Origin of the sequence: Mycolicibacterium psychrotolerans (assembly GCF_010729305.1) — a bacterium.
Classification (GTDB): domain Bacteria; phylum Actinomycetota; class Actinomycetes; order Mycobacteriales; family Mycobacteriaceae; genus Mycobacterium; species Mycobacterium psychrotolerans.
The window spans coordinates 4,471,221-4,496,151 of record NZ_AP022574.1; the positions used below are offsets into that span (position 1 = coordinate 4,471,221).

At 69.7% G+C, this 24,931-nt stretch carries 22 protein-coding genes; 5 read left to right on the top strand and 17 right to left on the bottom strand.

Features of this window, described 5'->3' with window-relative positions; genetic code table 11:
* Positions 1 to 16: 16 nt before the first annotated feature.
* From cobO to mqo, 4 genes are read right to left on the bottom strand one after another with little or no spacing between them, the layout of a single operon-like run.
* On the bottom strand, positions 17 to 631 hold the full coding sequence (gene cobO, locus G6N45_RS21775) for a cob(I)yrinic acid a,c-diamide adenosyltransferase (protein ID WP_163724578.1): 615 nt from the start codon (positions 629 to 631) through the stop codon (positions 17 to 19).
* Positions 632 to 644: 13 nt separating this feature from the next.
* Positions 645 to 2,510, bottom strand: a complete 1,866-nt coding sequence (locus tag G6N45_RS21780; protein WP_163724581.1) for a magnesium chelatase subunit D family protein — start codon at positions 2,508 to 2,510, stop codon at positions 645 to 647.
* Positions 2,507 to 2,953 (bottom strand): GNAT family N-acetyltransferase, encoded by a 447-nt coding sequence (locus G6N45_RS21785; protein WP_163724584.1) that lies wholly within the window; start codon positions 2,951 to 2,953, stop codon positions 2,507 to 2,509. Before G6N45_RS21785 ends, G6N45_RS21780 begins: the two co-directional genes overlap by 4 nt.
* 13 nt (positions 2,954 to 2,966) lie before the next feature.
* On the bottom strand, positions 2,967 to 4,523 hold the full coding sequence (gene mqo, locus G6N45_RS21790) for a malate dehydrogenase (quinone) (protein ID WP_163724587.1): 1,557 nt from the start codon (positions 4,521 to 4,523) through the stop codon (positions 2,967 to 2,969).
* A 117-nt stretch (positions 4,524 to 4,640) separates the two neighbouring features.
* On the opposite strand from mqo, the gene G6N45_RS21795 reads away from it, so the two are divergent.
* Together G6N45_RS21795 and mtr are read left to right on the top strand one after the other, a co-directional pair.
* Positions 4,641 to 5,636: an alpha/beta hydrolase gene (locus G6N45_RS21795; protein ID WP_163724591.1), complete on the top strand. Its 996-nt coding sequence runs from the start codon at positions 4,641 to 4,643 to the stop codon at positions 5,634 to 5,636.
* Positions 5,629 to 7,041, top strand: coding sequence for a mycothione reductase (mtr, locus tag G6N45_RS21800; RefSeq protein ID WP_163724594.1), 1,413 nt, complete (start codon positions 5,629 to 5,631; stop codon positions 7,039 to 7,041). Before G6N45_RS21795 ends, mtr begins: the two co-directional genes overlap by 8 nt.
* Before the next feature lie 150 nt (positions 7,042 to 7,191).
* Here the strand turns inward: mtr and G6N45_RS21805 are convergent, their stop codons facing one another.
* From G6N45_RS21805 to G6N45_RS21865, 13 genes are all read right to left on the bottom strand, one after another.
* Positions 7,192 to 7,932, bottom strand: coding sequence for an energy-coupling factor ABC transporter ATP-binding protein (locus G6N45_RS21805; RefSeq protein WP_163724597.1), 741 nt, complete (start codon positions 7,930 to 7,932; stop codon positions 7,192 to 7,194).
* Positions 7,929 to 8,708, bottom strand: coding sequence for a cobalt ECF transporter T component CbiQ (gene cbiQ / locus G6N45_RS21810; RefSeq protein ID WP_163724600.1), 780 nt, complete (start codon positions 8,706 to 8,708; stop codon positions 7,929 to 7,931). The genes G6N45_RS21805 and cbiQ overlap by 4 nt, the downstream gene beginning before the upstream one ends.
* Positions 8,709 to 8,723: 15 nt before the next feature.
* A complete protein-coding gene (locus G6N45_RS21815; RefSeq protein ID WP_163724603.1) occupies positions 8,724 to 9,080 on the bottom strand; it encodes a PDGLE domain-containing protein in 357 nt (118 codons plus the stop codon).
* Positions 9,077 to 9,784, bottom strand: coding sequence for an energy-coupling factor ABC transporter permease (locus tag G6N45_RS21820; protein ID WP_163724606.1), 708 nt, complete (start codon positions 9,782 to 9,784; stop codon positions 9,077 to 9,079). The genes G6N45_RS21815 and G6N45_RS21820 overlap by 4 nt, the downstream gene beginning before the upstream one ends.
* A 79-nt stretch (positions 9,785 to 9,863) precedes the next feature.
* On the bottom strand, positions 9,864 to 12,326 hold the full coding sequence (locus tag G6N45_RS21825; protein WP_163724609.1) for a GcvT family protein: 2,463 nt from the start codon (positions 12,324 to 12,326) through the stop codon (positions 9,864 to 9,866).
* A gap of 17 nt (positions 12,327 to 12,343) precedes the next feature.
* On the bottom strand, positions 12,344 to 13,276 hold the full coding sequence (locus G6N45_RS21830) for a choline kinase family protein (RefSeq protein WP_163724612.1): 933 nt from the start codon (positions 13,274 to 13,276) through the stop codon (positions 12,344 to 12,346).
* Between the two features lie 52 nt (positions 13,277 to 13,328).
* Positions 13,329 to 14,126 carry a GntR family transcriptional regulator gene (locus G6N45_RS21835; protein ID WP_246228758.1) on the bottom strand — a complete coding sequence of 266 codons (798 nt, stop codon included), beginning with the start codon at positions 14,124 to 14,126 and terminating at the stop codon, positions 13,329 to 13,331.
* Positions 14,123 to 14,443, bottom strand: coding sequence for an ArsR/SmtB family transcription factor (locus G6N45_RS21840; RefSeq protein WP_407664228.1), 321 nt, complete (start codon positions 14,441 to 14,443; stop codon positions 14,123 to 14,125). Before G6N45_RS21840 ends, G6N45_RS21835 begins: the two co-directional genes overlap by 4 nt.
* 20 nt (positions 14,444 to 14,463) lie before the next feature.
* Positions 14,464 to 15,195: a FadR/GntR family transcriptional regulator gene (locus G6N45_RS21845; protein ID WP_163724616.1), complete on the bottom strand. Its 732-nt coding sequence runs from the start codon at positions 15,193 to 15,195 to the stop codon at positions 14,464 to 14,466.
* A 2-nt stretch (positions 15,196 to 15,197) separates the two neighbouring features.
* Positions 15,198 to 15,974, bottom strand: coding sequence for a 3-oxoacyl-ACP reductase (locus tag G6N45_RS21850; RefSeq protein WP_179965391.1), 777 nt, complete (start codon positions 15,972 to 15,974; stop codon positions 15,198 to 15,200).
* Positions 15,971 to 17,341, bottom strand: coding sequence for an aldehyde dehydrogenase family protein (locus G6N45_RS21855; RefSeq protein ID WP_057147431.1), 1,371 nt, complete (start codon positions 17,339 to 17,341; stop codon positions 15,971 to 15,973). Before G6N45_RS21855 ends, G6N45_RS21850 begins: the two co-directional genes overlap by 4 nt.
* The gene (locus G6N45_RS21860; RefSeq protein ID WP_179965216.1) at positions 17,338 to 18,117 is read right to left on the bottom strand and encodes a gamma-glutamyl-gamma-aminobutyrate hydrolase family protein; all 780 of its coding nucleotides are present in this window, start codon (positions 18,115 to 18,117) and stop codon (positions 17,338 to 17,340) included. Before G6N45_RS21860 ends, G6N45_RS21855 begins: the two co-directional genes overlap by 4 nt.
* Complete coding sequence (locus tag G6N45_RS21865; RefSeq protein WP_163724622.1) at positions 18,104 to 19,468, bottom strand: glutamine synthetase family protein; 1,365 nt, start codon at positions 19,466 to 19,468, stop codon at positions 18,104 to 18,106. Before G6N45_RS21865 ends, G6N45_RS21860 begins: the two co-directional genes overlap by 14 nt.
* Before the next feature lie 149 nt (positions 19,469 to 19,617).
* Here G6N45_RS21865 and G6N45_RS21870 point away from each other — a divergent pair, with 149 nt between their 5' ends.
* The 3 genes from G6N45_RS21870 to ngg all read left to right on the top strand — a co-directional run bounded on the left by G6N45_RS21870 (position 19,618) and on the right by ngg (position 24,924).
* On the top strand, positions 19,618 to 21,186 hold the full coding sequence (locus tag G6N45_RS21870) for an amino acid permease (protein ID WP_163724625.1): 1,569 nt from the start codon (positions 19,618 to 19,620) through the stop codon (positions 21,184 to 21,186).
* A gap of 142 nt (positions 21,187 to 21,328) precedes the next feature.
* Positions 21,329 to 23,134: an N-acetylglutaminylglutamine amidotransferase gene (locus G6N45_RS21875; protein ID WP_163724628.1), complete on the top strand. Its 1,806-nt coding sequence runs from the start codon at positions 21,329 to 21,331 to the stop codon at positions 23,132 to 23,134.
* Complete coding sequence (ngg, locus tag G6N45_RS21880) at positions 23,131 to 24,924, top strand: N-acetylglutaminylglutamine synthetase (RefSeq protein WP_407664229.1); 1,794 nt, start codon at positions 23,131 to 23,133, stop codon at positions 24,922 to 24,924. Before G6N45_RS21875 ends, ngg begins: the two co-directional genes overlap by 4 nt.
* Positions 24,925 to 24,931: the final 7 nt, after the last annotated feature.

Sequence of the window (24,931 nt, forward strand, 5' to 3'; positions counted from 1 at the left end):
TCGTGGTTCGCTGCGCTCACCACTCGATCCCCCGCTGGCCTTTGCGGCCCTCGTCCATCGGATGCTTGACCTTCGTCATCTCGGTCACCAGGTCCGCCGCGTCGAGCAGGGCGGCCGGAGCGTCGCGCCCGGTGATCACCACGTGCTGGGTGCCGGGCCGCGAGGCGAGCACCTCGACCACCTCGGCCACGTCGACCCAGCCCCACTTCAGCGGATACGTGAACTCGTCGAGCACGTAGAAGTCGTGGCGCTCCTCGGCGAGGCGGCGAGCGATCTCCGCCCACCCTTCCGCGGCCGCCGCGGCGTGGTCGGACTCGGTGCCCGCCTTGCGCGACCACGACCAGCCCGAGCCCATCTTGTGCCACTCGACCGGGCCGCCGACGCCGCGCTCGTCGTGTGCGCGGCCCAGCTCCCGCAGCGCGGTCTCCTCCCCGACCTTCCACTTCGCGCTCTTGACGAACTGGAACACCGCGATGTCGAATCCCTGGTTCCATGCGCGCAGCGCCATGCCGAACGCCGCGGTGGACTTCCCCTTGCCCGCGCCGGTGTGCACCGCGAGCAGCGGTGCGTTACGCCGCGCACGGGTGGTCAGCCCGTCGCTCGGCACGGTCAGCGGTTGACCCTGGGGCATCGCGTCACCTCCCTCAGGCCGCACCGCGATCGGCCTGGCGCTTCACCACGGCGGTGAGCGCATCGGCGCGCAACTGATCCAGCCGCACCGATGGCGCGTTCAGCCGGCGTGCCAGGTCGCCGGCCAATTCCAAACGGATATAGGAGGTTTCGCAGTCCACCACCACGGCCGCGGCGCCCTCGGCCAGCAGCCGGGCTGCCGCGGTGCGGGTGCGGCCCAGCGGGTCGGGCCCCCCGGTCGCGCGGCCGTCGGTGAGGACGACCACCAGGCTGCGCCGGGCGCGGTCGCGCGCCCGTTCGCGCACCACCATGTCGCGGGCGGCGAGCAATCCCTGCGCCAGCGGGGTCCGGCCGCCGGTGTCGAAGCGCGCCAACCGCGTGCTGGCCACGTAGACCGACGACGTCGGCGGCAGCAGCACCCGGGCGTCCTGGCCGCGGAAGGTGATGACCGCGACCTTGTCGCGGCGCTGATAGGCGTCGCGCAGCAGTGACAGGGTGGCGCCGCTGACCGCCGACATCCGGTCGCGCGCGGCCATCGAGCCGGACGCGTCGACGACGAAGATCACCAGGTTCCCCTCGCGACCCTCACGCACCGCGCGGCGGACGTCGTCGGGTCCGGGCCGCAGGGGGCCCGCCCCGTCGTGTCGCCCCGCGGCGGCGAGCAGCGTGCCGAAGACGTGCATGCCGTGGCCGGTCTGCGGATCGGTGGTGGCGGCGACGACCGTGCCGGTGCGGTTACGGGCGCGGGAACGCCGGCCGGGCGCCCCCTCGCCGACACCGGGGACGACGAGCGCCTTGGTCCGGAACGCCGCCGACGGGGCCGCACTGGGACGCGTCGGCGGTGCCGAATTCGGCTGCGGCGCAGCATCTTCGCTGTCGTCGCCGGGTGAAGATCCGCCGCCGGGCGGCGGGTCGGGCTCGCGATCCGTATCGGCCGCCTCCCCCGCCTGGGTCATCGCGTCGTCGAGCCGGTCGGCGTCCAGCCCCGGGTCGTCGAACGGGTCGCGGCGGCGCCGGTGCGGCAGCGCCAGCTCGGCCGCCACCCGGATGTCCTCCTCGGCCACGGTGTCGGCCCCGCGCCATGCCGCGTGCGCGACCGCGGTGCGCGCGACCACCAGATCGGCGCGCATCCCGTCGACGTCGAACGCCGCGCACAGCGCCGCGATGCGGCGCAGTTCGCTGTCGGGCAGCGCCACCGCCGCCACCCGGGCGCGGGCATCGGCGATGTGCCCGGCCAGGTCGGCGTCGGCGTCGGCGTACCGGGCGGCGAAACCCGCCGGGTCGGCCTCGTAGGCGAGGCGCTGACGGATCACCTCCGCGCGCACGTCGACGTCGCGGGAGGCCGCCACGTCGACGGTGAGCCCGAACCGGTCGAGCAGCTGCGGACGCAGTTCTCCCTCTTCGGGATTCATCGTTCCGATGAGCACGAATCGCGCGTCGTGGCTGTGGGACACGCCGTCGCGTTCGATGTGCACCCGGCCCATCGCGGCGGCGTCGAGCAACACGTCGACCAGATGGTCGTGCAGCAGGTTGACCTCGTCGACGTAGAGCACGCCGCGGTGTGCCCGCGCCAGCAGGCCCGGCGAGAACGCGTGCTCACCGTCACGCAGCACCTTCTGCAGGTCCAGCGATCCGACGACCCGGTCCTCGGTCGCGCCGATCGGCAGTTCGACCAGGTGTCCGCCGCCGCCCCCGGCCATCCGGAACGACTGCATCAGCACCTGGGCCAGGGCGCGCACGGCGGTCGACTTGGCGGTGCCCTTCTCGCCGCGGATCAGCACGCCGCCGATGTCGGGGCGCACCGCGCACAGCACCAGGGCGAGCTTGAGGCGGTCGTGCCCGACCAGCGCGCTGAAGGGGTACAGCGCGTCTGCGGTCACGGCTTCACCATCGGGATGTGCGGGATGCCGTCGTCGAGGAACTCGTCGCCGTCCCGGACGAACCCGTGCCTGCCGTACATCTCCTGCAGGTACATCTGGGCGTTGATGTGACAGGGGTAATCCCCCACCTCGGCCAGGGCCGCGGTCAGCAGCCGGGCGGTGTGGCCGTGACCGCGTTCGGTGCGCTTGGTGCACACCCGCCCGATCCGGAACGCCTTCTGCCCGGCGGGATGCTCCTCCATCAGGCGCAGCGTCGAAATCACTTGTCCCTCAGGGCTTTCCAGCCAGAAATGCCTGGTCTCGGCGAGCAGATCCCGGCCGTCGAGTTCCGGGTACGGGGTGGCCTGCTCCACGACGAACACCTCGACGCGCAGCTTGAGCAGCTCGTAGAGCGTTGCGGCGTCGAGATCCTTGGCCCAACTGCGGCGCAGCGCCACTGTCATCGGCTGACCACCGTCAAACGGTCGCCGCAGTCGGGGAATGCTCTGTGCCGGCCGTGGATTCGCCCGGCACGGTGTCGGGGATGGCGCCCGCGGGCTTGTCGAGCTTGAGCACCTTGGTGCCGTGCGCCCAGATCTCGGAGAACAATTCCGGCTCGTTCGACAATTCGGTGCCCAGCGACGGGATCATCGTCGTGATCGTCGGCAGCCAGTTCTGGTAGCGGTCGGCGAAGCACCGCGACATCACCTCGAGCATCGCGGGAACGGCGGTCGAGGCCCCCGGCGACGCGCCGAGCAGACCGGCGATGCTGCCATCGGCTGCCGAGAGCACGGTGGTGCCGAACTCCAGCACCCCGCCCTTGCCCTTGGCCTTGCGGATCACCTGCACCCGCTGCCCGGCGATGTCCAGCTCCCAGTCGGAATTCTTTGCACCCGGCGCAAATTCGCGCAGCGCGTCGACCCGCGCCGATTCGCTGAGCAGCAGCTGCCCGATCAGGTAGCGCAGCAGCCCCATCTCGGTGAGCCCCACGCCGAGCATCGACACCAGGTTGTTCGGCTTCACCGACAGCGGCAGATCGGTGACCTTGCCCTGCTTGAGGAATTTGGGCGACCAGCCGGCGAACGGTCCGAACAGCAGCCAGGAACGGCCGTTGATCACGCGGGTGTCCAGGTGCGGCACCGACATCGGCGGGGCGCCCAGCGGCGGCAGCCCGTAGACCTTGGCCTGGTGGCGCGCGGTGAGCGCGGGGTTGCCGCTGCGCAGCCACTGACCGCCGACCGGGAATCCGCCGAAGCCCTTGGCCTCCTTGATGCCGGCCTTCTGCAGCAGCGGCAGCGCGCCGCCGCCGGCACCGACGAACACGAAGCCGGCGTCGAACTTCCGCTTCTGGCCGGTGCGCCGGTTGACGACCTTGACCGTCCACCTGCCGTCCGAGCCCTGGTCGAGGTCGGTGACGTCGTGGCCGAACAGCGTCGCCATGCCCTGCTTGGCGCCGAACCCGATCAGCTGGCGCGACAGAGACCCGAAGTCGACGTCGGTGCCGTCCTGGGTCCAGTTCAGTCCCACGGGCTCGGAGAAGTCGCGCTTCTCGGCCATCAGGGGCAGTCGCCGCACGAACTCGTCGCGGTCGTCGATGAACTCCATCGTCGCGAACAGCGGGTTGGTGACCAGCGCGTTGTACCGGCGGCGCAGGTAGTTCACGTTGTCCTCGCCCTGCACGAAGCTGACGTGCGGGATCGGGTTGAGGAAGCTGCGCACGTCGGGCAGCACGCCGTTCTCGACGGCGTAGGTCCAGAACTGGCGGGACACCTGGAACTGTTCGTTGACGTTCACCGCCTTGGCGATGTCGATCGAGCCGTCGGGCCGCGCCGGGGTGTAGTTGAGCTCACACAGCGCCGAGTGCCCGGTGCCGGCGTTGTTCCACGGATCGCTGCTCTCGGCGGCGGCGCCGTCGAGGCGCTCGACCAACGTCATCGACCAGTTCGGCTCCACCAGGCGCAGCAATGCCGACAGGGTGGCGCTCATGATGCCCGCCCCCACCAGCAGGACGTCGGTCTTCTCCGCTTCAGACACCAACTCGATCGGCCCTTCGTGGTCACATCCCGTTGCTCACGGCTTACCGACGTTCAGGTTATCCCGCCGCGGTCACCGGCAACCCTCCGACCACCTCCGCCCACTATGGTGGCTGTCGTGTCCGGATGGCGGCCCGACGTTCTGTCCGGGTACTGGCAGGCCACGTTCCGCCTCGGCGCCGACCCGGACGGGGAGGGCGACCTCGAGGCGACGCTGGTGCGCCGCGGGCCGGCGGACTCCTCGGCGCGTCACGCGGTGCTGATGGTGCACGGCTTCACCGACTACTTCTTCAACACCGAGTTCGCCGATCACCTGGCCGTCCGTGGTTTCGCGTTCTACGCGATCGACCTGCACAAGTGCGGTCGGTCGCACCGAGATGGCCAGACCCCGCATTTCACCACCGACCTGGCGCGCTACGACAACGAACTCGAGAAGGCGCTCGAGGTCATCGCGGCGGAATCCCCGGCTCGGGTGCTCGTGTGCGGGCACTCGGCGGGCGGTCTGGTCGTGTCGCTGTGGCTCGACCGGCTGCGCGCCCGCGGCGCCACCGCGCGGAAAGGGGTGCACGGGTTGATGCTCAACAGCCCGTGGCTGGATCTGCAGGGGCCTGCCATCCTGCGCGCCGCGCCGACGACCGCGGCGTTGCGGGCGCTGGGGCGGTGGCGCAAGCACACCGTGGTGCGCCGCCCCGGCGAGGGCGGCTACGGCACGACGCTGCACCGTGACTACGCGGGCGAGTTCGACTACGACCTGACGTGGAAGCCCGTCGGCGGATTTCCCGTCACGCTCGGCTGGATCCACGCGATCCGGCGGGCCCAGGCGCGGCTGCACCGCGGTCTGGACGTCGGGGTGCCCAACCTGATCCTGCGGTCGGACCGCAGCGTGCGCGAGGTCGCCGATCCGGAACGGATCCAGCGCGGCGACGCCGTGCTCGATGTCGCGCAGATCGCGCGGTGGGCCGGCTGTATCGGCAATCGCACGACGGTGGTGCCGATCGCCGACGCCAAGCACGACGTGTTCCTCTCGGTGCCCGACTCCCGCGCCACGGCCTACCGGGAGTTGGACGGCTGGCTGGACTGGTATCTCACGGACGGAGACTCTCGGCATGGCTGATTTCGACATCGCGATCATCGGCACCGGGTCGGGCAACAGCATCCTCGACGACCGCTACGTCGACAAACGGGTGGCCATCTGCGAGCAGGGCATCTTCGGGGGTACCTGCCTCAACGTCGGCTGCATCCCCACCAAGATGTTCGTCTATTCCGCCGGGGTGGCCGAGCAGGTCAGAGACGCGCATCGGTACGGCGTCGACGCGCACATCGATGCGGTGCGCTGGCCCGACGTCGTCTCCCGGGTGTTCGGCCGCATCGATCCGCTGGCCAGCGGCGGCGAGCACTACCGGCGGTCGTCGCCGAACGTGGAGGTCTTCGCCAGCCACACCCGCTTCGCCGAATCCCAGGGCCGGGACGGCTACCGGCTGCGCACCGACGACGGCCAGGAGTTCACCGCCGAGCAGGTGGTGATCGCTGCGGGCGCACGGGCGACGGTGCCCCCGGCGATCGCCGATTGCGGCGTGGCCTACCACACCAGCGACACGATCATGCGCATCTCGGATCTGCCCGAGCACCTCGTGATCGTCGGCGGCGGCTTCGTGGCCGCGGAGTTCGCGCACGTGTTCTCGTCGCTGGGCTCGCGGGTGACGATCGTGCTGCGCGGCACCACGATGCTGAGCCACTGTGACGACACGATCTGCGAGAGGTTCACCGACATCGCGGGCAAGAAGTGGGAGATCCGCAGCAGGCGCAACATCGTGCACGGCTCGTCGGATGACTCCGGGGTCACCCTCACCCTCGACGATGGCGCCACCGTGCGCGCCGACACGTTGCTGGTCGCGACCGGTCGCGTCCCCAACGGCGATCTTCTCGACGCCCATCATGCCGGGGTCGAGGTGGCCGACGGGCTGGTGACCGTCGACGAGTACCAGCGCACCACGGCGCGCAACGTCTTCGCCCTCGGGGACGTCAGCTCGCCCTATCAGCTCAAGCACGTCGCCAACCACGAGGCCAGGGTGGTCAAGCACAACCTGCTGCAGGACTGGGACGACACCGAGAACCTGATGCCGGCCAACCACCGCAACGTGCCGTCGGCGGTGTTCACCGAGCCTCAGATCGCGTGCGTGGGGCTGACCGAGAACGAGGCCCGCGCTGCGGGACACCGCATCCGGTCGAAGGTCCAGGATTACGGCGACGTGGCCTACGGCTGGGCGATGGAGGACTCCACGGGCTTCGCGAAGCTGATCGTCGACGACGACACCGGCCTGCTGCTCGGGGCGCACATCATGGGTCACCAGGCGTCATCGATCATCCAGCCGTTGATCCAGGCGATGGCATTCGACCTGCCGGCCCAGGAGATGGCCCGGGGCCAGTACTGGATCCACCCGGCGCTGCCCGAGGTGGTCGAGAACGCGCTGCTGGCCCTGTGCGGGGAACCGCCGTGGCCGCCGTCCAAGAGGCACTGAAACGTTTTCACCTGTTCAGATGATCATGCATGTGCTAGCGTGAGCGAAGAGGGCCGGCCGCGGCGGCCGTCGATGCAGCACATCGTCCCGTCGCAGCGGCCGGCCCCCACTACCCCTCGAGAAAAGTTGGGGCAGCGTTGTTTTCGACGCTCACGACGTCGGGACGACGAACCCCCACGGCAGTTCGAGGCGGTGCTCGGCGAGTAGGTCCGCGTCGGAGAGCACCTCGCCGATCGCCCCGTCGGCGACGACGACCCCACCGTCCATCACGACGGCCCGCGAGCACAGCTGCGCGGCGTAAGGCAGGTCGTGGGTGACGATCAACATCGTGGCGTCGAGCCCGGACAGCGTCTCGGCCAGCTCGCGCCGGGCCACCGGATCGAGGTTGGCCGACGGCTCGTCGAGGACGAGAACCTCGGGCTCGCAGGCCAGTACGGTCGCCAGCGCCGCGCGGCGCCGCTGCCCGCCCGACATGTGGGCGGGGCTGCGTCCGGCGAGCCCGCTCATCGACACCACCTCGAGGGCACGCGCCACTCTGGCCTCCAACTCGGCCCCGCGCACCCCGAAGTTGGCCGGGCCGAACGCGACGTCCTGACCCAGCGTCGGCATGAACAACTGGTCGTCGGGATCCTGGAACACCAACCCGACGCGACGCCGGATCTCGCGAAGGGTGTTGCGCGACAACGCAGTCCCGCCGATCTCGACCATGCCGCGCGATGCGGTCAGCACGCCGTTGAGGTGGAGCATCAGCGTCGTCTTGCCCGCACCGTTGGGGCCCAGCAGCGCGACCCGCTCCCCGGGCGCGACGTCGAGATCGACACCCGCCAGCGCGACGTGGCCGTCGGGATAGGTGTAGTGCACACCCTCGACCCGGACCGCCGGCGTGCTCACCCGATCACCCACGCCGACAACGCAACCATCACCGCGGCCGACGCGGGCAGCAGGGCCAGCGCCCACTGTCGCGGTGACGCCGCGGCCGCGCAGCCCGCACCGAGCGCGAGCGGCGGTACCCGCCCGTCGAATCCGCGCGACAGCATGGCCAGGTACACCCGCTCCCCCCTCTCGTAGGAACGCAGGAACAGCGCCCCGACCCCGGTCGCGGTGGCACCGATCTGGTGCAGCATGCGGGGCGAGTCGCCACGCGAGATCCGGGCCAGTCGCATCCGCCGGATCTCGGCGGCCAGCACGTCGACGTAGCGGATCATCAGCGTCAGCATCGAGACGATCACCGCGGGCACCCGTAACCGACTCAGCGCCACGGGCAGTTCGCGCGCGGTCGTGGTGGCGGCCACGGTCAGCGACGCGGCCACGCCCAGCGTGCCCTTGATCACGATGCCCCATGCCGCGTAGAGGCCGGGAACCGACAGCGACAACCCCGCGACGCTGACCTGCTCACCCCCTTCGGCGAACGGCAGCAGCAGCGCGAGCACCACGAAAGGGGCCTCGATCAGCATCCGCGGCAGGATCCAGCGCACCGGGATGCGCGCCACCGACCAGATCGCCACGGCGATGAGCGTGTACACCCCGAAGGGCCAGAACATTTCTCGGGGCGTGGCGACCACCGCCAGCACGAACGTCACCAGAACCACGATCTTGACCTCGGCCGGCAGCCGGTGCACCGGTGAGTCGCCGTCGCGGTACAGGGGGTGCGCGTGACCCGCTCCCATGTCGTCAGACCCGCGTCAGTCTTCGGGGGCGGAGTTCGACGCCGACCGGGAGCGCGCGATCAACCAGAACGCGCCGAAGGCGACGAGGACCGTCACGGCCACTCCGGCGATGCCGGCCAATCCGTTCGTGCCGTCGCGCCCGCCGACGGTGTAGTCGGCCAGCGGGGAGTGCGCCAGCGCATGCTGGTCGGCGTGCTGGGCGATGCAGTCGCCGCGCAGTTGTTCACCCTGCGGGGTCTCGACGACCTGGCAGCCCTGCAGCGTGGCCGAGTCCAGACCGTCCGGGCTGGAGCTGGCCAGGTAGGACAGTCCGCCGGCGATCAGCAGGGTCACCGCCGCGAAGCCGACCCAGAACCGCCAGCGAGCCCTCACGCCGGCACCCCGGCCGCAATGCGGTTGGTGCGCAGCAGATACACCAGGTCCGGGCGTGCCCGCACGACGGCCACCACGGTGAGCGCGGTGATGATGCCCTCACCGATGCCGATCAGCACGTGGGTGCCGAACATGTAGGCCGCCACCGTGCCCAGTGACGAGGAACCCGCCCCGCCGAGGGAGTACTCCAGCACGAAGCCCATGGCGGCGCAGACTGTGCCCACCACCGCCGAGCAGAAGGCGACGACGCCGACCGCGGGCACCGACACCTCGCCGCGGATGCGGCGCACCATCCGGTAGCTCAGCAGGGCGGTGCCGTAACCGGCGGCCACACCGATCAGTGCCATGTTCGTGATGTTGGTGCCCAGCGCGGTGACCCCGCCGTCGGCGAAGAGCAGCGACTGCACCACGAGCACGATCCCGACGCACAGCGCACCGGTGAACGGCCCGACCAGAATGGCCGCGAGCGCGCCCCCGAGCAGGTGACCGCTCACCCCGGGCAGGATCGGGAAGTTCACCATCTGCACGGCGAAGACGAACGCGGCGACCAGACCGGCAAGCGGCACGGTCCGCTCGTCGAGTTCCTCGCGCGCACGCCACGCGCACAGTCCCAGGGCGCTCAGCGCGATGGCCGCGAACAGGACCGATACCGGGGCGTTGACGATGCCGTCGCTCATGTGCATCGCCTGGTAGTGGACGTTCACATCGCGAGCGTATGGCTCATCTGATCATCTGTCCAGCTGATCAGATGAGCAGGGGTCACCTGCCCGGACGGGCAGGTGATCAGCCCCGCGCCCGTTCGCCCGCCGGGTCGTAGAGCGGGCGCAGCGACACCGAGATCGGGTGCAGCACACCGCCGACGCTGACCTGGTAGTCGCCGCTGCGCACCCAGTCGGCGTCGACGACCGCACCGTCGGCGGCACGCAGGTAGGCCAAGCCGACGCAGGCGCCGGTCGTCTCGCCCCAGGCCGCCGACGTCGCCTGCCCGGCGACGACGCCGTCGCGCAGGATCAGTTCTCCGCCCCAGAGCATCGGGTCCGGCGTCTCGACACGGAAGCCGACCAGTTTGCGGCGCGGCCCCTGCGCGCGGGCCCGCTCCACAGCGTCGCGGCCGAGGAAGCCGATGTCGGTGCCGAGTTTGCACGCGAACAGCAGCCCCGCCTCGACGGGGTTCTCGCTCGGCGAGAGTTCACGGCCGAACGCGCGGTAGCCCTTCTCGAGGCGCAGCGACTCGATCGCGTAGTAGCCGCCGCGCGCCACGCCCAGCGGTTCGCCCGCCGCCATCAGGTCCTCGTACACGCCGACCGCGAACTCCGCCGGAACGTAGAGTTCCCAGCCGAGTTCGCCGACATAGGTGATGCGGGTGGCACGCACCGTCGCGTACCCGAGCGGTATCACCCGGCTGGCGCCGAACGGGAACGCCGCATCAGAGAGGTCGGCGTCGGTGAGCACCGACAACAGCTCGCGCGAGCGAGGGCCCATGACGCCGAACACCGCGTAGGACGACGTGGCGTCGACGACGTGGGCGTCCATCCCGCCGGGCAGGTGGCGCCTGATGTGGTCCTTGTCGCGCTCGGTGGTGGCGGCACTGCTGACCATCAGGAACTCGTCGGCGGCGGTGCGGGTCACGGTGACGTCGGCTTCGTAGGTGCCGCGCGCGTTGAGCATTCCGGTGTACACCGACCGGCCCACCGGCACCGCAACGTCGGCGGTGCACAGCCACTGCAGCGCGGCCTCGGCGTCCCGCCCGACGATGACGTACTTGGAGAACGATGTCTGGTCGAACACTGTGACCCCGGTGCGCGTGCTGCGCTGCTCGGCGGCCGACCACGGCAGCCAGTTCGGTATGCCCCAGGTGTAGTCGATCACCGGGGGCTGGCCGTCAGGCGCGAAGAAATTGGCGCGCTCCCAGCCCATCTTGCTGCCGAAGTTGGCGCCGGCCGCGTCGAGCAGATGGTGCACCGGCGAGCGGCGGAACGGCCGCGCGGTCGCCATTTCCCGGTTCGGCCACGGGATTTCGTAGTGGATGCCCAACACCTCGGCGACCCGGTCGTGCAGCCACCGGTTGTTGCCGTTGAACGGCGCGAACCGGCGGATGTCCACCCCGGTCAGGTCGGTGGTCGGCGCGCCTTCGACGATCCACTCGGCCAGTGCGCGGCCCGCGCCGCCGGCGGTCGCGATGCCCACGGAGTTGAAGCCGGCGCCGACGAAGAAGTTCCGGCATTCGGGCGCCTCGCCGAGGATGAACTGGTTGTCCGGCGTGAAGCTCTCCGGACCGTTGTAGAACTTCTTGATGCCGGTGCTCTCCAGCGCCGGGATCCGCAGCAGCGCGCTGTTCATCAGGATCTCGAAGTGCTCCCAGTCCTCGTCGAGAAGCTGGAACTCGAACGGGTACGGGATCGCGTCCGGCGACACCCACGGTTTGGCCTCGGGCTCGAAGCCGCCGATCACCAGGCCGCCGACCTCCTCCTTGAAGTACGTGTAGCCGTCGGGGTCGCGCAGGATCGGCAGATCGGGGTGCACCCCGGCGATGGGCTCGGAGACGACGTAGAAGTGCTCGGCGGAGTGCAGCGGCACGTTCGCGCCGACCATCGCGGCCACCTGTTTGGCCCACTGCCCGGCGCAGTTGACGACGATCTCGGCCTCGATGTCGCCGGCGTCGGTCCGGACACCGCGCACCGCGCCGTCGGCGGTGAGCACGTCGAGCACGCGGGTCTTCTCGACGATCCGGGCGCCGCGCATCCGCGCCCCCTTGGCCAGCGCGTAAGTCAGGTCGGTCGGGTTGGCCTTGCCGTCGGCGGGCAGCCAGATCGCGCCGACGAGGTCATCGGTCCGCATCACCGGGTAGTGCTGGAAAGCCTCTGCGGGGCTCAGGAGTGCGCACTCGAGATCGAACGCGGCCGCGTTGGCGGCGGTGCGGCGCAGCTGCTCCATGCGGTCCTCGGTGCGCGCGACCGTGACGCCGCCGCACTGCTTGTATCCCGCCGAGAGCCCCGTCTCGGCTTCCAGCTCGGAGTACAGCGTGGTCGAGTACTGGACCAGTCGGGTCATGCCCTCCGACGCGCGCAGCTGGCCGACCAGTCCGGCTGCGTGCCACGTGGTTCCGCTGGAAAGCCGGCCCTGCTCGACGAGCACCACGTCGGTGATGCCCAGGCGGGTCAGATGGTAGGCGACGCTGGTGCCGATCACTCCCCCGCCGATGATGACGGCGTGGGCGCGCGACGGCAGCGGTGCGGCAGGGGCCATGGGCGGTGCTCTCTCCTTCAGTCGGGCGCCGAGACGTCGTCGAGGAGCCGGGGATAGCCGGGATGGCGGAATTCGGCGACCGCGGCCTCGTAGCGCTCCATCGCCCAGGCCCAGAAGTCGAAGTCCAGTGCGCTGGAACCGTTCTGGATGCAGCCCCACAGCGTCCAGCCGTACTTGGCGACGATGCCCTGCAGATGGGCCCTGGCGGTCTTGTGCCGCAGTCGGCGGCCGTGGTAGCTCGTGACGAGGTCGTCGAGCTGGTCGAGGCTCAGCCCGCATTCGCTCCAGATGTTGCCCAGCTCGAAACAGGGGTCGTTGTTGCCCGAGTACTCGTAGTCGATCAGGTACATCCGGTCGCCGTGCTCGATGAAGTTGCCCGCGAGAAGGTCGTTGTTGCACGGCACCAGCGAGTCTTCAGCGTCGTCGGTGGCGGTGAGCACGCGCTGCGCCGCGGCGAACGCCTCGGCGTGGTCCGAGTAGTCCGCCGGAATCGTGAAGCCGCGGCTGCGGCAGGTCGCCAGATACGCCGGCTGGCGTTCGAACATGTCGAATCGGTTGACGAAGCGGGGCCCCCGATGCAGCGTGCGCACCGCCGCGGCGGCCTTGGCGATCACGCCGTCGCGCTGGAAGTCGTTGTTGTCCAGCGTCGTTCCCTCGAGATAGCCGAGAAGCAACACGCCGAGGTCGGGGCGGTAGTCCAGCACCGGCGCGCCGACACCGGCGCGGTGGGCGGCGACACTGTTGGCGTGCTCGTGGTCGCGGTCGATGCCGAGCAGGTTGCGCTCGGTGTCGACGCAACGAGCGACGTAGACCCCCTCGGCGGTGGTGACCTTCACGTTGCGGTTGGTCAGACCCCCGGACAGTTCTTCCAGCGTCCGCGCGCGACCGGCCAGCAACGGGATCTGCTCGAACAGCCCGTCGAGGTGATCGTCGGTGAGCGGTGACGACATCGCTTCACTGTAAACGCGGCCATCGCAAAGGTCTAGACTTCAACGATACCGGTCACCCGTCGGCACGGGACCGGACGCGGATCGCGGTGCGGTCCGACCGGTGATAGTCGCGCGAGAACTCCACCGCAACCCCGTTGTCGGCGAACGATGTTCGCACGATCAGCAGCAGCGGGCTGCCCGGTTCCACGCCGAGGACACGCGCCTGCTCGACGGTCGCCGGGGTGGCCTCGATCCGTTCGTCGGCCGCCGACGGACCGTGGCCGTACTCCCTCATCAGCGCGTACAGCGAGCCCCCCAGGTCCCTGGTGAGCAGGTCGGGAAACACCGCCGCGGGCAGGTAGGCCTCCTCGAGCACGATCGGCTCGCCGTTGGCGGTGCGCCCGCGCATGATCTGATGCACCTCGTCGGTGCGCCGCAGGCCCAGCGCCCCGCTCACCTCGGCGTCGGGGCGGCCGGTGTGTGCCCCGAGGACCTGGGCGCCGGGCTCCACCTCGAACCGACGCATCTGCTCGGTGAACCCGGGCAGGCTGGCGTGGTCGAACTCGAAGCGGGGCGTCGAGACGAAATTGCCGCCGAACCGGCCGCGGCGGCGATCGATCAGGCCCTTGTGCTCCAACGCGCCGAGCGCCTGGCGCAATGTCATCCGGCTGCACCCGAGTGCCGTGGCGATCTCGACCTCCGGCGGCAACTTGTCGCCCGGGACCAGACCGCCGGAGTCGATCAGGCCCTGTAGCCACGCCGCGATACGGGCGTGCACCGGCCGGTCGGATCCGCCGTCCAGCCGCGGCCCCGGCGCCAGCGGCGGCTCGTCGATGGTCAACACGCGCGTCACCTCGTCACCGGTGCTCACCCGTGCCTGGCCCCGATCCAGTGCAGCAGGTCATGAACGATCTCGTCGTCGAGGCGGTAGCGCACCGAGCGGCCCTCCCGGGCGTTGCTCACCCAGCCCTGCTGGCGGAGCACCCGCAGCGCCTGGGACACCGCGTTCTCCGAGCGGCCGAGCGCAGCCGCCAGATCGCTGACGAAGATGCCTGGTGAGCGGTGCAGGCAGAGCAGGATCTCCAGGCGGTGCGGATCCGACAGCAGGTCGAAGCGCTGCGCCCAGCCGGAGGTGTCGACCTCGGCCAGCGCCGACGACGCGCGTTCGACCCGTTCGGCATCCTCCACGGAAGTCAATCTAACCGGCGTCAGTCCAGGAATCCGTGAAGTAGGGCGGCCGAGCCCCAGACGTGGGCGGTCATCGTCTGCGCGGCGCGGTCGGCGTCCCCGGCCAGGATCGCGAGAACGATCGCCTCATGCTGCTCGTCGGAGTGGGCGATGTTGCGTGCCAGCAGCGGGATGCAGTCGAGGAGTTCGTTGAGCCGCATCCGGTTCTGCGCGACGAGCGGGACCAGTGACGGCACGCCGGCGGCCTCGGCGATCGCCAGGTGCAGTCGCGAATCCAGCCGGCGGTAGTCCTCCGGCGTGGCGCCCCGGACATCGGTGAGCCGGCTCCACAGCGCTTCCCGTTCGGCGGCGGTCAGCGTCCGGCCCGCCGCCATCCGGGCCGCCCCCACCTCGAGGATCTCCCGCAACCGCATCGCGTCGGTGATCTCGGCCTCGCTGAAGCGGGCCTCGTCCGGTCTCGGCGCCGGCAGCTCGTCGGCCAGGAAGGTGCCGCCGTAGCGGCCGCGGCGCGACACCAGGTACCCGGCGTCGGCGAGCGACTTGATCGCCTCCCGCAGGGTGTCGCGGCTGACGCCCAGCCGTGCGGCGAGTTCCCGTTCCGGAGGGAGGGATTCGCCCGGGGAGAGCACCCCGAGGCGGATCGTCTGCAGCAGCCGCTCGACGGTGTCCTCGAAGGCGTTGAGCGGCCGCACCGGACGCAGCAGCGCCTCGCTGGCGGTCTGCTCTTCGTGCGCGTCCGGGCCGGCCGACATCGTTACAGCGGCGTCACGTAGTGGCCGCTGATCCCGCCGTCGACGAGGAACGACGATGCGGTGATGAACGAGGCGTCGTCGCTGGCGAGAAAGGCTACGGATGCCGCCAACTCCTCCGGTTCGGCGAACCGGCCGACCGGCACGTGCACCAGCCGGCGCGCCGCCCGTTCGGGATCCTTGGCGAACAGTTCCTGCAGCAGCGGGGTGTTGACCGGTCCGGGGCACAGCGCATTGACCCGGATGCCCTGCCGGGCGTACTGCACGCCCAGTTCGCGCGACATCGCCAGCACCCCGCCCTTGGAGGCGGTGTAGGAGATCTGCGAGGTCGCCGAACCCATCACCGCGACGAACGACGCCGTGTTGACGATCGAGCCCTTCTGCGCCGGAACCATGTGACGCAGTGCGGCTTTGCAGCAGAAGAACACCGACTTGAGGTTGATGTCCTGCACCCGCTGCCAGGCGTCGATGCCGGTGTTCTCGATCAGGTCGTCCTCGGGCGGGCTGATGCCGGCGTTGTTGAACGCGATGTCGACCGAGCCGTGCGTGTCGGCGGCCGTGTCGAACAGGTTGTCGACGGCGACCTGGTGTGAGACGTCGACCTGGACGAACGTGCCGTTCAAGTCGTCGGCCACGGTCTTGCCCGTCGCCGGGTCGATGTCGCCGATCACGATCGTCGCGCCCTCGGCCCTCATCCGCTTGGCCGTGGCCAGGCCGATGCCGCTGGCGCCGCCGGTGATCACGGCGACCTTGCCCGCCAGACGCTGGGTCAAATCCATCAGTGCTCCTCCTGAACAGCTATGAAGACGTTCTTGATCTCGGTGAACGACAGCGGGGCGTCGGGCCCGAGCTCACGGCCCAGACCGGATTGCTTGAAGCCGCCGAACGGCGTGCTGTAGCGCACCGACGAGTGCGAGTTGACCGACAGGTTGCCCGATTCCACGGCGCGCGAGACCCGCAGCGCCCGGGACAGGTTCTCGGTCCAGATCGAGCCGGACAGACCGTAGGGCGTGTCGTTGGCCAGCGCGATCGCGTCGGCCTCGTCGTCGAACGGCAGCACCGTCACGACCGGACCGAAGATCTCCTCGGTGACCGTGCGGTCGTCGCGGGGCGGCGTCAGCACCGTGGGCGGGAACCAGTACCCCGGACCCGACGGCGCATCGCCGCGGAACGCCACCGGCGCCCCGTCGGGGACGTAGCCGGCCACCGACTCCCAGTGCGTCTTGGACACCAACGGGCCCATCTCGGTGCCCTCTGCGCGTGGATCACCCACCACGACGCCCTTGACGGCCGGCTCGAACATCTCCATGAATCGATCGAAGACGTTGCGCTGCACCAGGATCCGGCTGCGCGCGCAGCAGTCCTGACCGGAGTTGTCGAACACGCCGTACGGTGCGGTGGCCGCGGCCCGCTCGAGGTCGCAGTCGTCGAACACGATGTTGGCGCTCTTGCCGCCCAGCTCGAGCGTGACGCGCTTGACCTGGCGGGCGGCGCCGGCCATCACCCGGGTCCCGACCTCGGTGGACCCCGTGAACACGATCTTGCGGACGTCGGGATGGCTGACGAAGCGCTCGCCGACCACCGAGCCCCGGCCCGGCACGACCTGGAACAGGTCGGCGGGAAGGCCGGCCTCGACGGCCAGTTCGCCGAGCCGGATGGTGGTCAGCGGGGTCCACTCCGCCGGCTTGACCAGCACCGCGTTCCCCGCGGCCAGGGCGGGCGCGAACCCCCACGACGCGATCGTCATCGGGAAGTTCCACGGTGTGATGACGCCGACCACGCCCAGCGGCTCGTTGAACGTGACGTCGATTCCGCCGGCCACCGGAATCTGCTTGCCGGACAACCGTTCCGGGCTCGCCGAATAGTACTGCAGTACGTCGCGGACGTGACCGGCCTCCCAGCGGGCGTTGCCGATCGGATGCCCGGAGTTCGCGACCTCGAGCTGGGCCAGCTCTTCGACGTGGGCGTCGACCACCGCGGCGAACGCGCGCAGCGCCGCCGCCCGCTCCGCCGGGGCCTGCCGGGCCCACAGCCGCTGCGCCGCCCGGGCGCGGGCCACCGCGTCGTCGACTCCCGCCTCGTCGGTCTGCTCGACGGTGCGCAGCAGTTCCTCGGTCGCGGGGTTGATCACATCGCTGGTCGTCGTCATACGCTCACTTTCTGGACTTTCCGGGATGCGTGCTCTGCCGCGGCGCCGACCAGACCCGCGAACACCCGCAGGTCGTCGAGCCGCTCTTCGGGATGCCACTGCACGGCCACCGCCCACCGGCCGGGGTGCCGGTCCCTGTCGACCTCGACGGCCTCGATCACCCCGTCGCTGTCCGAGGCACTGACGATCAGACCGTCGCCGAGGCGGTCGATGGCCTGGTGGTGGTAGCACTGCGCCTCGGTGTCGGGTCCGACCATCTCCGCCACCCGGGTGCCGGGGACGGTGGTGATCGTCGAGGTGGAGAACACCGCGTTGCCCTGCTGATGGCGGGTGTGGCCGACGACATCGGGCAGATGCTGGTGCAACGTGCCGCCGAGCGCGACGTTGAGCACCTGCGCGCCCCGGCAGATGCCGAGCACCGGGACGCCGCGGCGCAGCGCCGCCTGCACCAGCGCGAGCTCGAAGACGTCACGGGTGCGGCTGTCGGCGACGGGCTCGTCGGTGGAGGGGTGGCGCTCGCTGCCGTAGGCGGCCGGGTCGACATCGCGTCCACCGGTGATGACCAGACCGTCGAGTCCGTCGAGCACGCGATCGGCGATGGCGTCGTCCACCGGCTGCGGCGGCAGCAGCACCGAGATGCCGCCGGCCAGGCCGATGCCCTCGAAGTAGATCGCGGGCAGGAAACTGGCCCGCACGTCCCACACTCCGGTCTGGGCCTGCTGAAGGTAGGTGGTCAGCCCGATGACGGGCCGCCGGGGTCCATCAGAGTCGCTCAAAGCCGCGCATCCTTTCCCAATCCGTCACCGCGGCGTTGAAGGCCTTGAGCTCCACCCGCGCGTAGTTGAGGTAGTGGTCGACGACGTCGTCGCCGAAGGCGTCCCGCGCCACCTTCGAGTTGTCGAACAGCTCGACGGCCTCGGCCAGCGTCGTCGGCAGCCGCTCGGCACCGCTGGTGTAGGCGTTGCCGGACAGGGCCTCGGGCAGCTCGAGCTCGTTCTCGATGCCGTACAGGCCGCCCGCGATAAGCGCCGATACCGCGAGGTACTGGTTGACGTCGCCGCCGGGCGCCCGGTTCTCCATGCGCATCGCCGCGCCCCGGCCGACCACCCGCAGCGCACAGGTGCGGTTGTCGAAGCCCCACGCGATCGCGGTCGGGGCGAAGCTGCCCTCGGCGAAGCGCTTGTAGGAGTTGATGTTCGGCGCGTAACACAGGCTCAGCTCCCGCATGGTCGCGAGCTGGCCGGCGATGAAACTGCGGAACAGCGGCGTCATCCCGTCCTCGGCATCGGAGTCGGCGAACACCGCACTGCCATCCTCGCCGCGCAGGGAGATGTGGATGTGGCAGCTGTTCCCTTCGCGCTCATCGAATTTCGCCATGAACGTCAGGCTCTTGCCGTGCTGGTCGGCGATCTCCTTGGCGCCGTTGCGGTAGATCGTGTGGTTGTCGCATGTGGTGCGCGCGTGGTCGTAGCGGAACCCGATCTCCTGCTGGCCGAGGTTGCACTCCCCCTTGACGCCCTCGCAGTACATGCCTGCCCCGTCCATGCCGAGGCGGATGTCGCGCAGCAGCGGCTCCATCCGGGTCGAGGCCAGCATCGCGTAGTCGATGTTGTAGTCGGTGGCCGGCGTGAGGCCCGTGTATCCCGCTGCCCAGGCCGCGCGAAAGGTGTCGTCGAAGACCATGAACTCGAGTTCGGTGGCCGCGTAGGGCACCAGGCCGCGCTCGGAGAGCCGGTCGATCTGGCGGTTGAGGATGCTGCGCGGAGCCTGGGTGACCGGCCGGCCGTCCGTCCAGGACAGGTCGGCCATCACCAGAGCGGTGCCGGGCAGCCACGGCACCGACCGCAGCGTGGCGAAGTCGGGGGTCATCACCATGTCGCCGTAGCCGGTCTCCCAGCTGGAGATCGAGTACCCGTCGACGGTGTTGTTGTCGACGTCGACGGCCAGCAGGTAGTTGCAGCATTCCGCGCCGTGCTCGGCGGTGTCCTCGACGAACAGCCGCGCCGAGAGTCGTTTGCCGGTCAGCCGGCCCTGCATGTCGCAGAACGCGACGATGACCGTGTCGATCTCCCCCGCCTCGACCAGCGTCTCCAGCTCAGATCGCGACAGCATGCCCCGTGTACCCATCAGTGTCCTTCGTTCCTGGTGTCGGCGTCCCGCACCCGCACCAAACTGCCACGTTCAAAGGTAGGACGCCAGACCAATAGCGATCTATTGTCCCTTGTGGTGCCCGGCGCCGGCCGTCGCGCTGCTTTCTCACACACAGGAGGTCTTCCGTGCCCGAGGGCCATGAACCACTGAGCGACGACGAGCGACATCTCGCGCGACTCGGTTACGTCCAGGAGCTGTCGCGTTCCTGGTCGGGTTTCTCCAACTTCGCGATCTCGTTCTCGATCATCTCGATCCTGGCGGGCTGCTTCACGTCGTTCGGCCTGGGCTGGAACAACGGCGGCCCGGCGTCCATCGCCTGGGGCTGGCCCGTGGTGGCGTTGTTCATCCTGCTCATCGGCTTCTGCATGTCCGAACTGGTGTCCGCGTTCCCGACCTCGGGCGGGATCTATTGGTGGGCTGCCCGGCTCGGCGGCCCCAAGGCCGGGTTCTACACCGGCTGGCTGAACCTGATCGGACTGATCGCGATCCTGGCGTCCGTCGCCTACGGCAGCGCGACGTTCCTGGACCTGACGCTGTCGACGTTCAGCGAGAACTGGGCGGCCGGCTACAGCCTGAGCCGCGTGTTCGTGATGTTCCTGGTGATCCTGGTCGCCGTCGCGGTGATCAACATCTTCTCCTCGCACCTGCTGGCGGTCATCAACAACATCTCGGTGTGGTGGCATGTCGCCGGGGCCATCGCGGTGGTGGCGATCCTGTGGCTGCTGCCCGACCGGCACGCGAGTTTCTCCGACGTGTTCGCCACCACGGTGAACAACACCGGAATGTTCAACGGCGACAAGGGCATCGGCTGGGTGCTGTTCGTGCTGCCGATCGCGGCGATCCTGACGCAGTACACGATCACCGGCTACGACGCGTCGGCGCACCTGTCCGAGGAGACGCACAGCGCGGCCGATGCCGCGGCCAAGGGCATCTGGCGCTCGATCTTCTACTCCGCGATCGGCGGCTGGATCCTGCTGCTGAGCTTCCTGTTCGCCGTGCAGGACGTGGACGCGGTGACCGAGGGCGGCGGTCTGGTGCAGGTGATCTTCGCCCAGGCGCTGGACTCGAAGTGGATGGGCATCGTGTTGCTGATCTCGTGCGCGGGCCAGCTGTTCTGCACCACCGCCTGCCAGACCAGTGCCTCCCGCATGCTGTTCGCGTTCAGCCGCGACCGCGCGGTGCCCGGTCACCAGTTGTGGGCGAAGATCAACGCCAAGCGGGTGCCCGCGAACGCGGTGCTGGTCACCGCGACACTGGCCGCGGTCATCACCCTGCCGGCTCTGGTCCCGGTGGACGTCAACGGCGCACCGGCGCCGATCGCGTTCTACGCGGTGGTGTCGATCGGCGTTGTGGGTCTGTACCTGTGCTTCGCGGTGCCCATCTTCCTGCGCTGGCGGATGGGTGACGCGTTCGAGGTCGGGTCGTGGAACCTGCGGGGGCACTACAAGTGGATGGCTCCGCTCGCATTGATCGAGATCGTCATCACGTCGATCATCGCGATGTTCCCCACCTCGATCGGCGGCGTGCCGTGGGGCGGCAGCTTCGAGTGGAAGTTCGTCAACTACACCCCGATCCTCGTCGGCGGCGTGCTGCTGGCGCTCTACATCTACTGGCATGTGTCGGTGAAGAACTGGTTCACCGGTCCTGTCCGGCAGATCGACGAGACCGGCGGCCGGCTGGAGGGGGTGTCCTGACCCCGCTGTGACGCGGATCTCGATCTTGATGCGCTGATCGCGTTTGACCGCTCGGACCTGGGGTAGACACTCCCATCGCCGGGCGTCGAGCGCGGCTGCATGGACCGATCGAGGAACGCCGAAACAGAGTAGGGTCGCAAAGGTGTGTGGAGCCACCGGCGAGGTACGCCTCGACGGAACAAGCCCGGACGTCCGAGCCGTCACCGCGATGGCCGAAGTCATGGTGCCTCGCGGACCCGACTCGGCCGGAGTGTGGTCTCAGGGCCGCGTCGCCCTCGGCCACCGGCGGCTGAAGATCATCGACCTCTCGGAAGCCGGCGCGCAGCCGATGGTGGACGCCGAACTGGGACTGTCGATCGCCTGGAACGGCTGCATCTACAACTACGAGCAGCTGCGCGACGAACTGACGGGCCAGGGCTACCGCTTCTTCTCCCACAGCGACACCGAGGTCCTGATCAAGGCCTACCACCGGTGGGGTGACCGGTTCGTCGACCGCCTCAAGGGCATGTTCGCGTTCGCGATCGTCGAGCGCGACAGCGGCCGGGTGCTGCTGGGGCGTGACCGCCTCGGCATCAAGCCGCTGTACCTGTCCCAGACCGGCGACCGCGTGCGGTTCGCGTCGTCGCTGCCCGCGTTGTTGGCGGGCGGGGACGTCGACACCCGGATCGACCCCATCGCGCTGCACCACTACATGACCTTCCACTCGGTGGTGCCCTCGCCCCGCACCATCCTGCGCGGCGTCAGCAAGCTGCCGCCCGCCTCGCTGATGGCGATCGAACCGGACGGCACCCGCACCACCACGACGTACTGGGAGCCCGACTTCACCCGCCGCGACGACCGCGCCGACTGGTCCGAAAAAGACTGGGAGGACGCGGTTCTGGAGTCGCTGCGGGTGGCGGTGAAGCGCAGGCTGGTCGCCGACGTACCGGTCGGTTGCCTTCTGTCCGGCGGCGTCGACTCCAGCCTGATCGTCGGGCTGCTGGCCGAAGCGGGTCAGCACGGCCTGGCGACGTTCTCGATCGGCTTCGAGTCGGTCAACGGCGTGGCGGGCGACGAGTTCCGGTACTCCGACATCGTCGCCGAGCGGTTCGGCACCGACCATCACCAGATCCGCATCGACACCGCACGGATGCTGCCCGCCCTCGACGGCGCGATCGGCGCGATGAGCGAGCCCATGGTCAGCCACGACTGCGTGGCCTTCTACCTGCTCAGCCAGGAAGTCGCCAAGCACGTCAAGGTCGTCCAGTCCGGGCAGGGGGCAGACGAGGTGTTCGCCGGCTACCACTGGTATCCCCCGATGGGTGAGCCTGCCGCGGCGTCGCTGGAGGGATCCGTCGCCAGCTACCGGGCCGCGTTCTTCGACCGCGACCAGACCGGCTACGCCGATCTGGTGACGAGGAGTTACCTGGCCGCCGACGACCCGAGCGAGGCATTCGTCACCGAGCACTTCGCCCGCGCCGGCGCGCAGACCGGCGTGGACCGCGCGTTGCGCCTCGACACCACCGTGATGCTGGTCGACGATCCGGTCAAACGGGTCGACAACATGACGATGGCCTGGGGCCTCGAGGGCCGGGTGCCCTTCCTCGATCATGATCTGGTCGAGCTCGCCGCCACCTGCCCGCCGCAGCTGAAGACCGCCCACGAGGGCAAGGGTGTCCTGAAACAAGCTGCGCGCCAGGTGATTCCCGCCGCGGTGATCGACCGACCCAAGGGATACTTCCCGGTGCCCGCCCTCACCCACCTCGAAGGGCCCTACCTCGACCTCGTCCGCGATGCGCTCTACGCGCCGGCGGCCAAGGAGCGCGGGCTGTTCCGTCCCGAGGCCGTGGAGCGCCTGTTGGCCGACCCGAACGGCAAGCTCACCCCGCTGCGCGGCAACGAGCTGTGGCAGATCGCGTTGCTCGAGTTGTGGCTGCAGAAGCACGGAATCACCGGGCCCGCCGCGTGACCGGTCTCGACCCGAGGGGCGACCCGGCCGGCGAGCACTCCGAGGCCATCACGCTGGCCCTGCACGAGGCGTCCCCGCCCGACATGGTCGACGCGATGGCCGACGACGTGGTGCTCGAACTGGGTTGGGGCAGGCTGATTTTCGGCCAGACGTTCAGCGACCCGGAGCGGCTCGCGGAGGTGCTGCGCGAAGAGGCGCACGGTCGCCGCGACATCTGCATCTATGCCCGCGAACCGCACGTGCTGGTCTCCAAGGCGCCCGCCGAGTTGTTCATCGATCCCAGCCACACCTACCGGCTTCGGTTCACCGACGCCGAGGATCCCGGCCCCCCGCGCAGTGGCTTCACCGTCCGCGCGCTGCAGAGTCGCGAGGACGCCGACGCGATGAACCGCGTCTACGTCCGGTGCGGCATGGTGCCCGCGCCCACCGATCTGCTGTGGGACAACCATCAGAACCAGCACTCGGTCGACTACCTGGTCGCCGTCGGCGACGACGGCACCGTGCTCGGCACCGTCACCGGCGTCGACCACGCCACGCTGTTCGCCGATCCGGAGAACGGGTCGAGCCTGTGGACACTCGCGGTGGACCCGGCGGCCACGCTGCCCGGCGTGGGCGCCGCGCTGACCCGCAGCCTGGCGTCGCTGTACCGCGAACGCGGCCGCGCCTACATGGATCTGTCGGTCACCCACGACAACAACGCGGCGATCGCGCTGTACGAGAAGCTCGGATTCAGCCGGGTGCCGGTGATGGCGGTCAAGCGCAAGAACGCCATCAACGAGCCGTTGTTCACTCACCCGCCCGAGACCGTCGACGACATGAACCCCTACGCGCGGATCATCGCCGACGAGGCGATGCGCCGCGGCATCTGGGTGGAGGTGCTCGACGCCGAGGCCGGTGAGATGCGGTTGTCGCACGGCGGGCGCAGCGTGGTCACACGGGAGTCGTTGTCGGAGTACACCTCCGCGGTGGCGATGAGCCGCTGCGACGACAAACGCCTGACGCGGCGCATCGTCTCCGAGGCGGGGATCGCCGTGCCGAAGGGCCGGCTGGCCACATTCGACGAGGCGGACCACGAGTTCCTCGCCGAGGTGGGCGACGTCGTGGTCAAACCCACCCGCGGCGAACAGGGCAAGGGCATCACCGTCGGGGTGGACGGACCCGAGGAGCTCGAGGCGGCCCTGGCCAGGGCCCGTGAGCAGCATCCCGAGGTGCTCATCGAGCAGCGCGCCGAGGGCGACGATCTGCGCCTGGTGGTGATCGACAAGAAGGTGGTCGCCGCCGCGCTGCGGATGCCCGCCGAGGTGACCGGCACCGGCCGGCACACCATCGCCGAGCTGATCGAGGCCCAGAGCCGGCGGCGCGCCGCCGCCACCGGCGGGGAGTCACGCATCCCGATGGACGTCGTGACCGAGACGACGGTGCGCGAAGCCGGTTACGCGTTCGACGACGTCCTGCCCGAGGGCGAGCGGCTGCGCGTGCGCCGGACGGCCAATCTGCATCAGGGCGGCACCATCCACGACGTGACTTCGACCGTGCATCCGGAACTGTGCCGGGTCGCCGTGGCGGCCGCCGACGCGATCGGTATCCCGGTGACGGGGATCGATCTGCTGGTCCCCGACGTCACCCGGCCCGAGTATGTGTTCATCGAGGCCAACGAACGACCTGGGTTGGCCAACCACGAGCCTCAGCCCACCGCACAGGCTTTCGTCGACTTCCTGTTCCCCGGCCAGCCCGGCATCCCGCCGGCGTGGACGCCCGACGAAGCCGCGAGCGGCGACGACGGGGCCTGATGCCCGC

What these genes read in the sequence shown, in the direction of transcription:
- cobO (WP_163724578.1), bottom strand. Translation starts at nt 631, where the DNA reads ATGCCCCAGGGTCAACCGCTGACCGTGCCGAGCGACGGGCTGACCACC.
- G6N45_RS21785 (WP_163724584.1), bottom strand. Translation starts at nt 2,953, where the DNA reads ATGACAGTGGCGCTGCGCCGCAGTTGGGCCAAGGATCTCGACGCCGCA.
- mtr (WP_163724594.1), top strand. Translation starts at nt 5,629, where the DNA reads ATGGCTGATTTCGACATCGCGATCATCGGCACCGGGTCGGGCAACAGC.
- cbiQ (WP_163724600.1), bottom strand. Translation starts at nt 8,708, where the DNA reads ATGGGAGCGGGTCACGCGCACCCCCTGTACCGCGACGGCGACTCACCG.
- G6N45_RS21825 (WP_163724609.1), bottom strand. Translation starts at nt 12,326, where the DNA reads ATGGCCCCTGCCGCACCGCTGCCGTCGCGCGCCCACGCCGTCATCATC.
- G6N45_RS21830 (WP_163724612.1), bottom strand. Translation starts at nt 13,276, where the DNA reads ATGTCGTCACCGCTCACCGACGATCACCTCGACGGGCTGTTCGAGCAG.
- G6N45_RS21845 (WP_163724616.1), bottom strand. Translation starts at nt 15,195, where the DNA reads ATGTCGGCCGGCCCGGACGCGCACGAAGAGCAGACCGCCAGCGAGGCG.
- G6N45_RS21855 (WP_057147431.1), bottom strand. Translation starts at nt 17,341, where the DNA reads ATGACGACGACCAGCGATGTGATCAACCCCGCGACCGAGGAACTGCTG.
- G6N45_RS21865 (WP_163724622.1), bottom strand. Translation starts at nt 19,468, where the DNA reads ATGGGTACACGGGGCATGCTGTCGCGATCTGAGCTGGAGACGCTGGTC.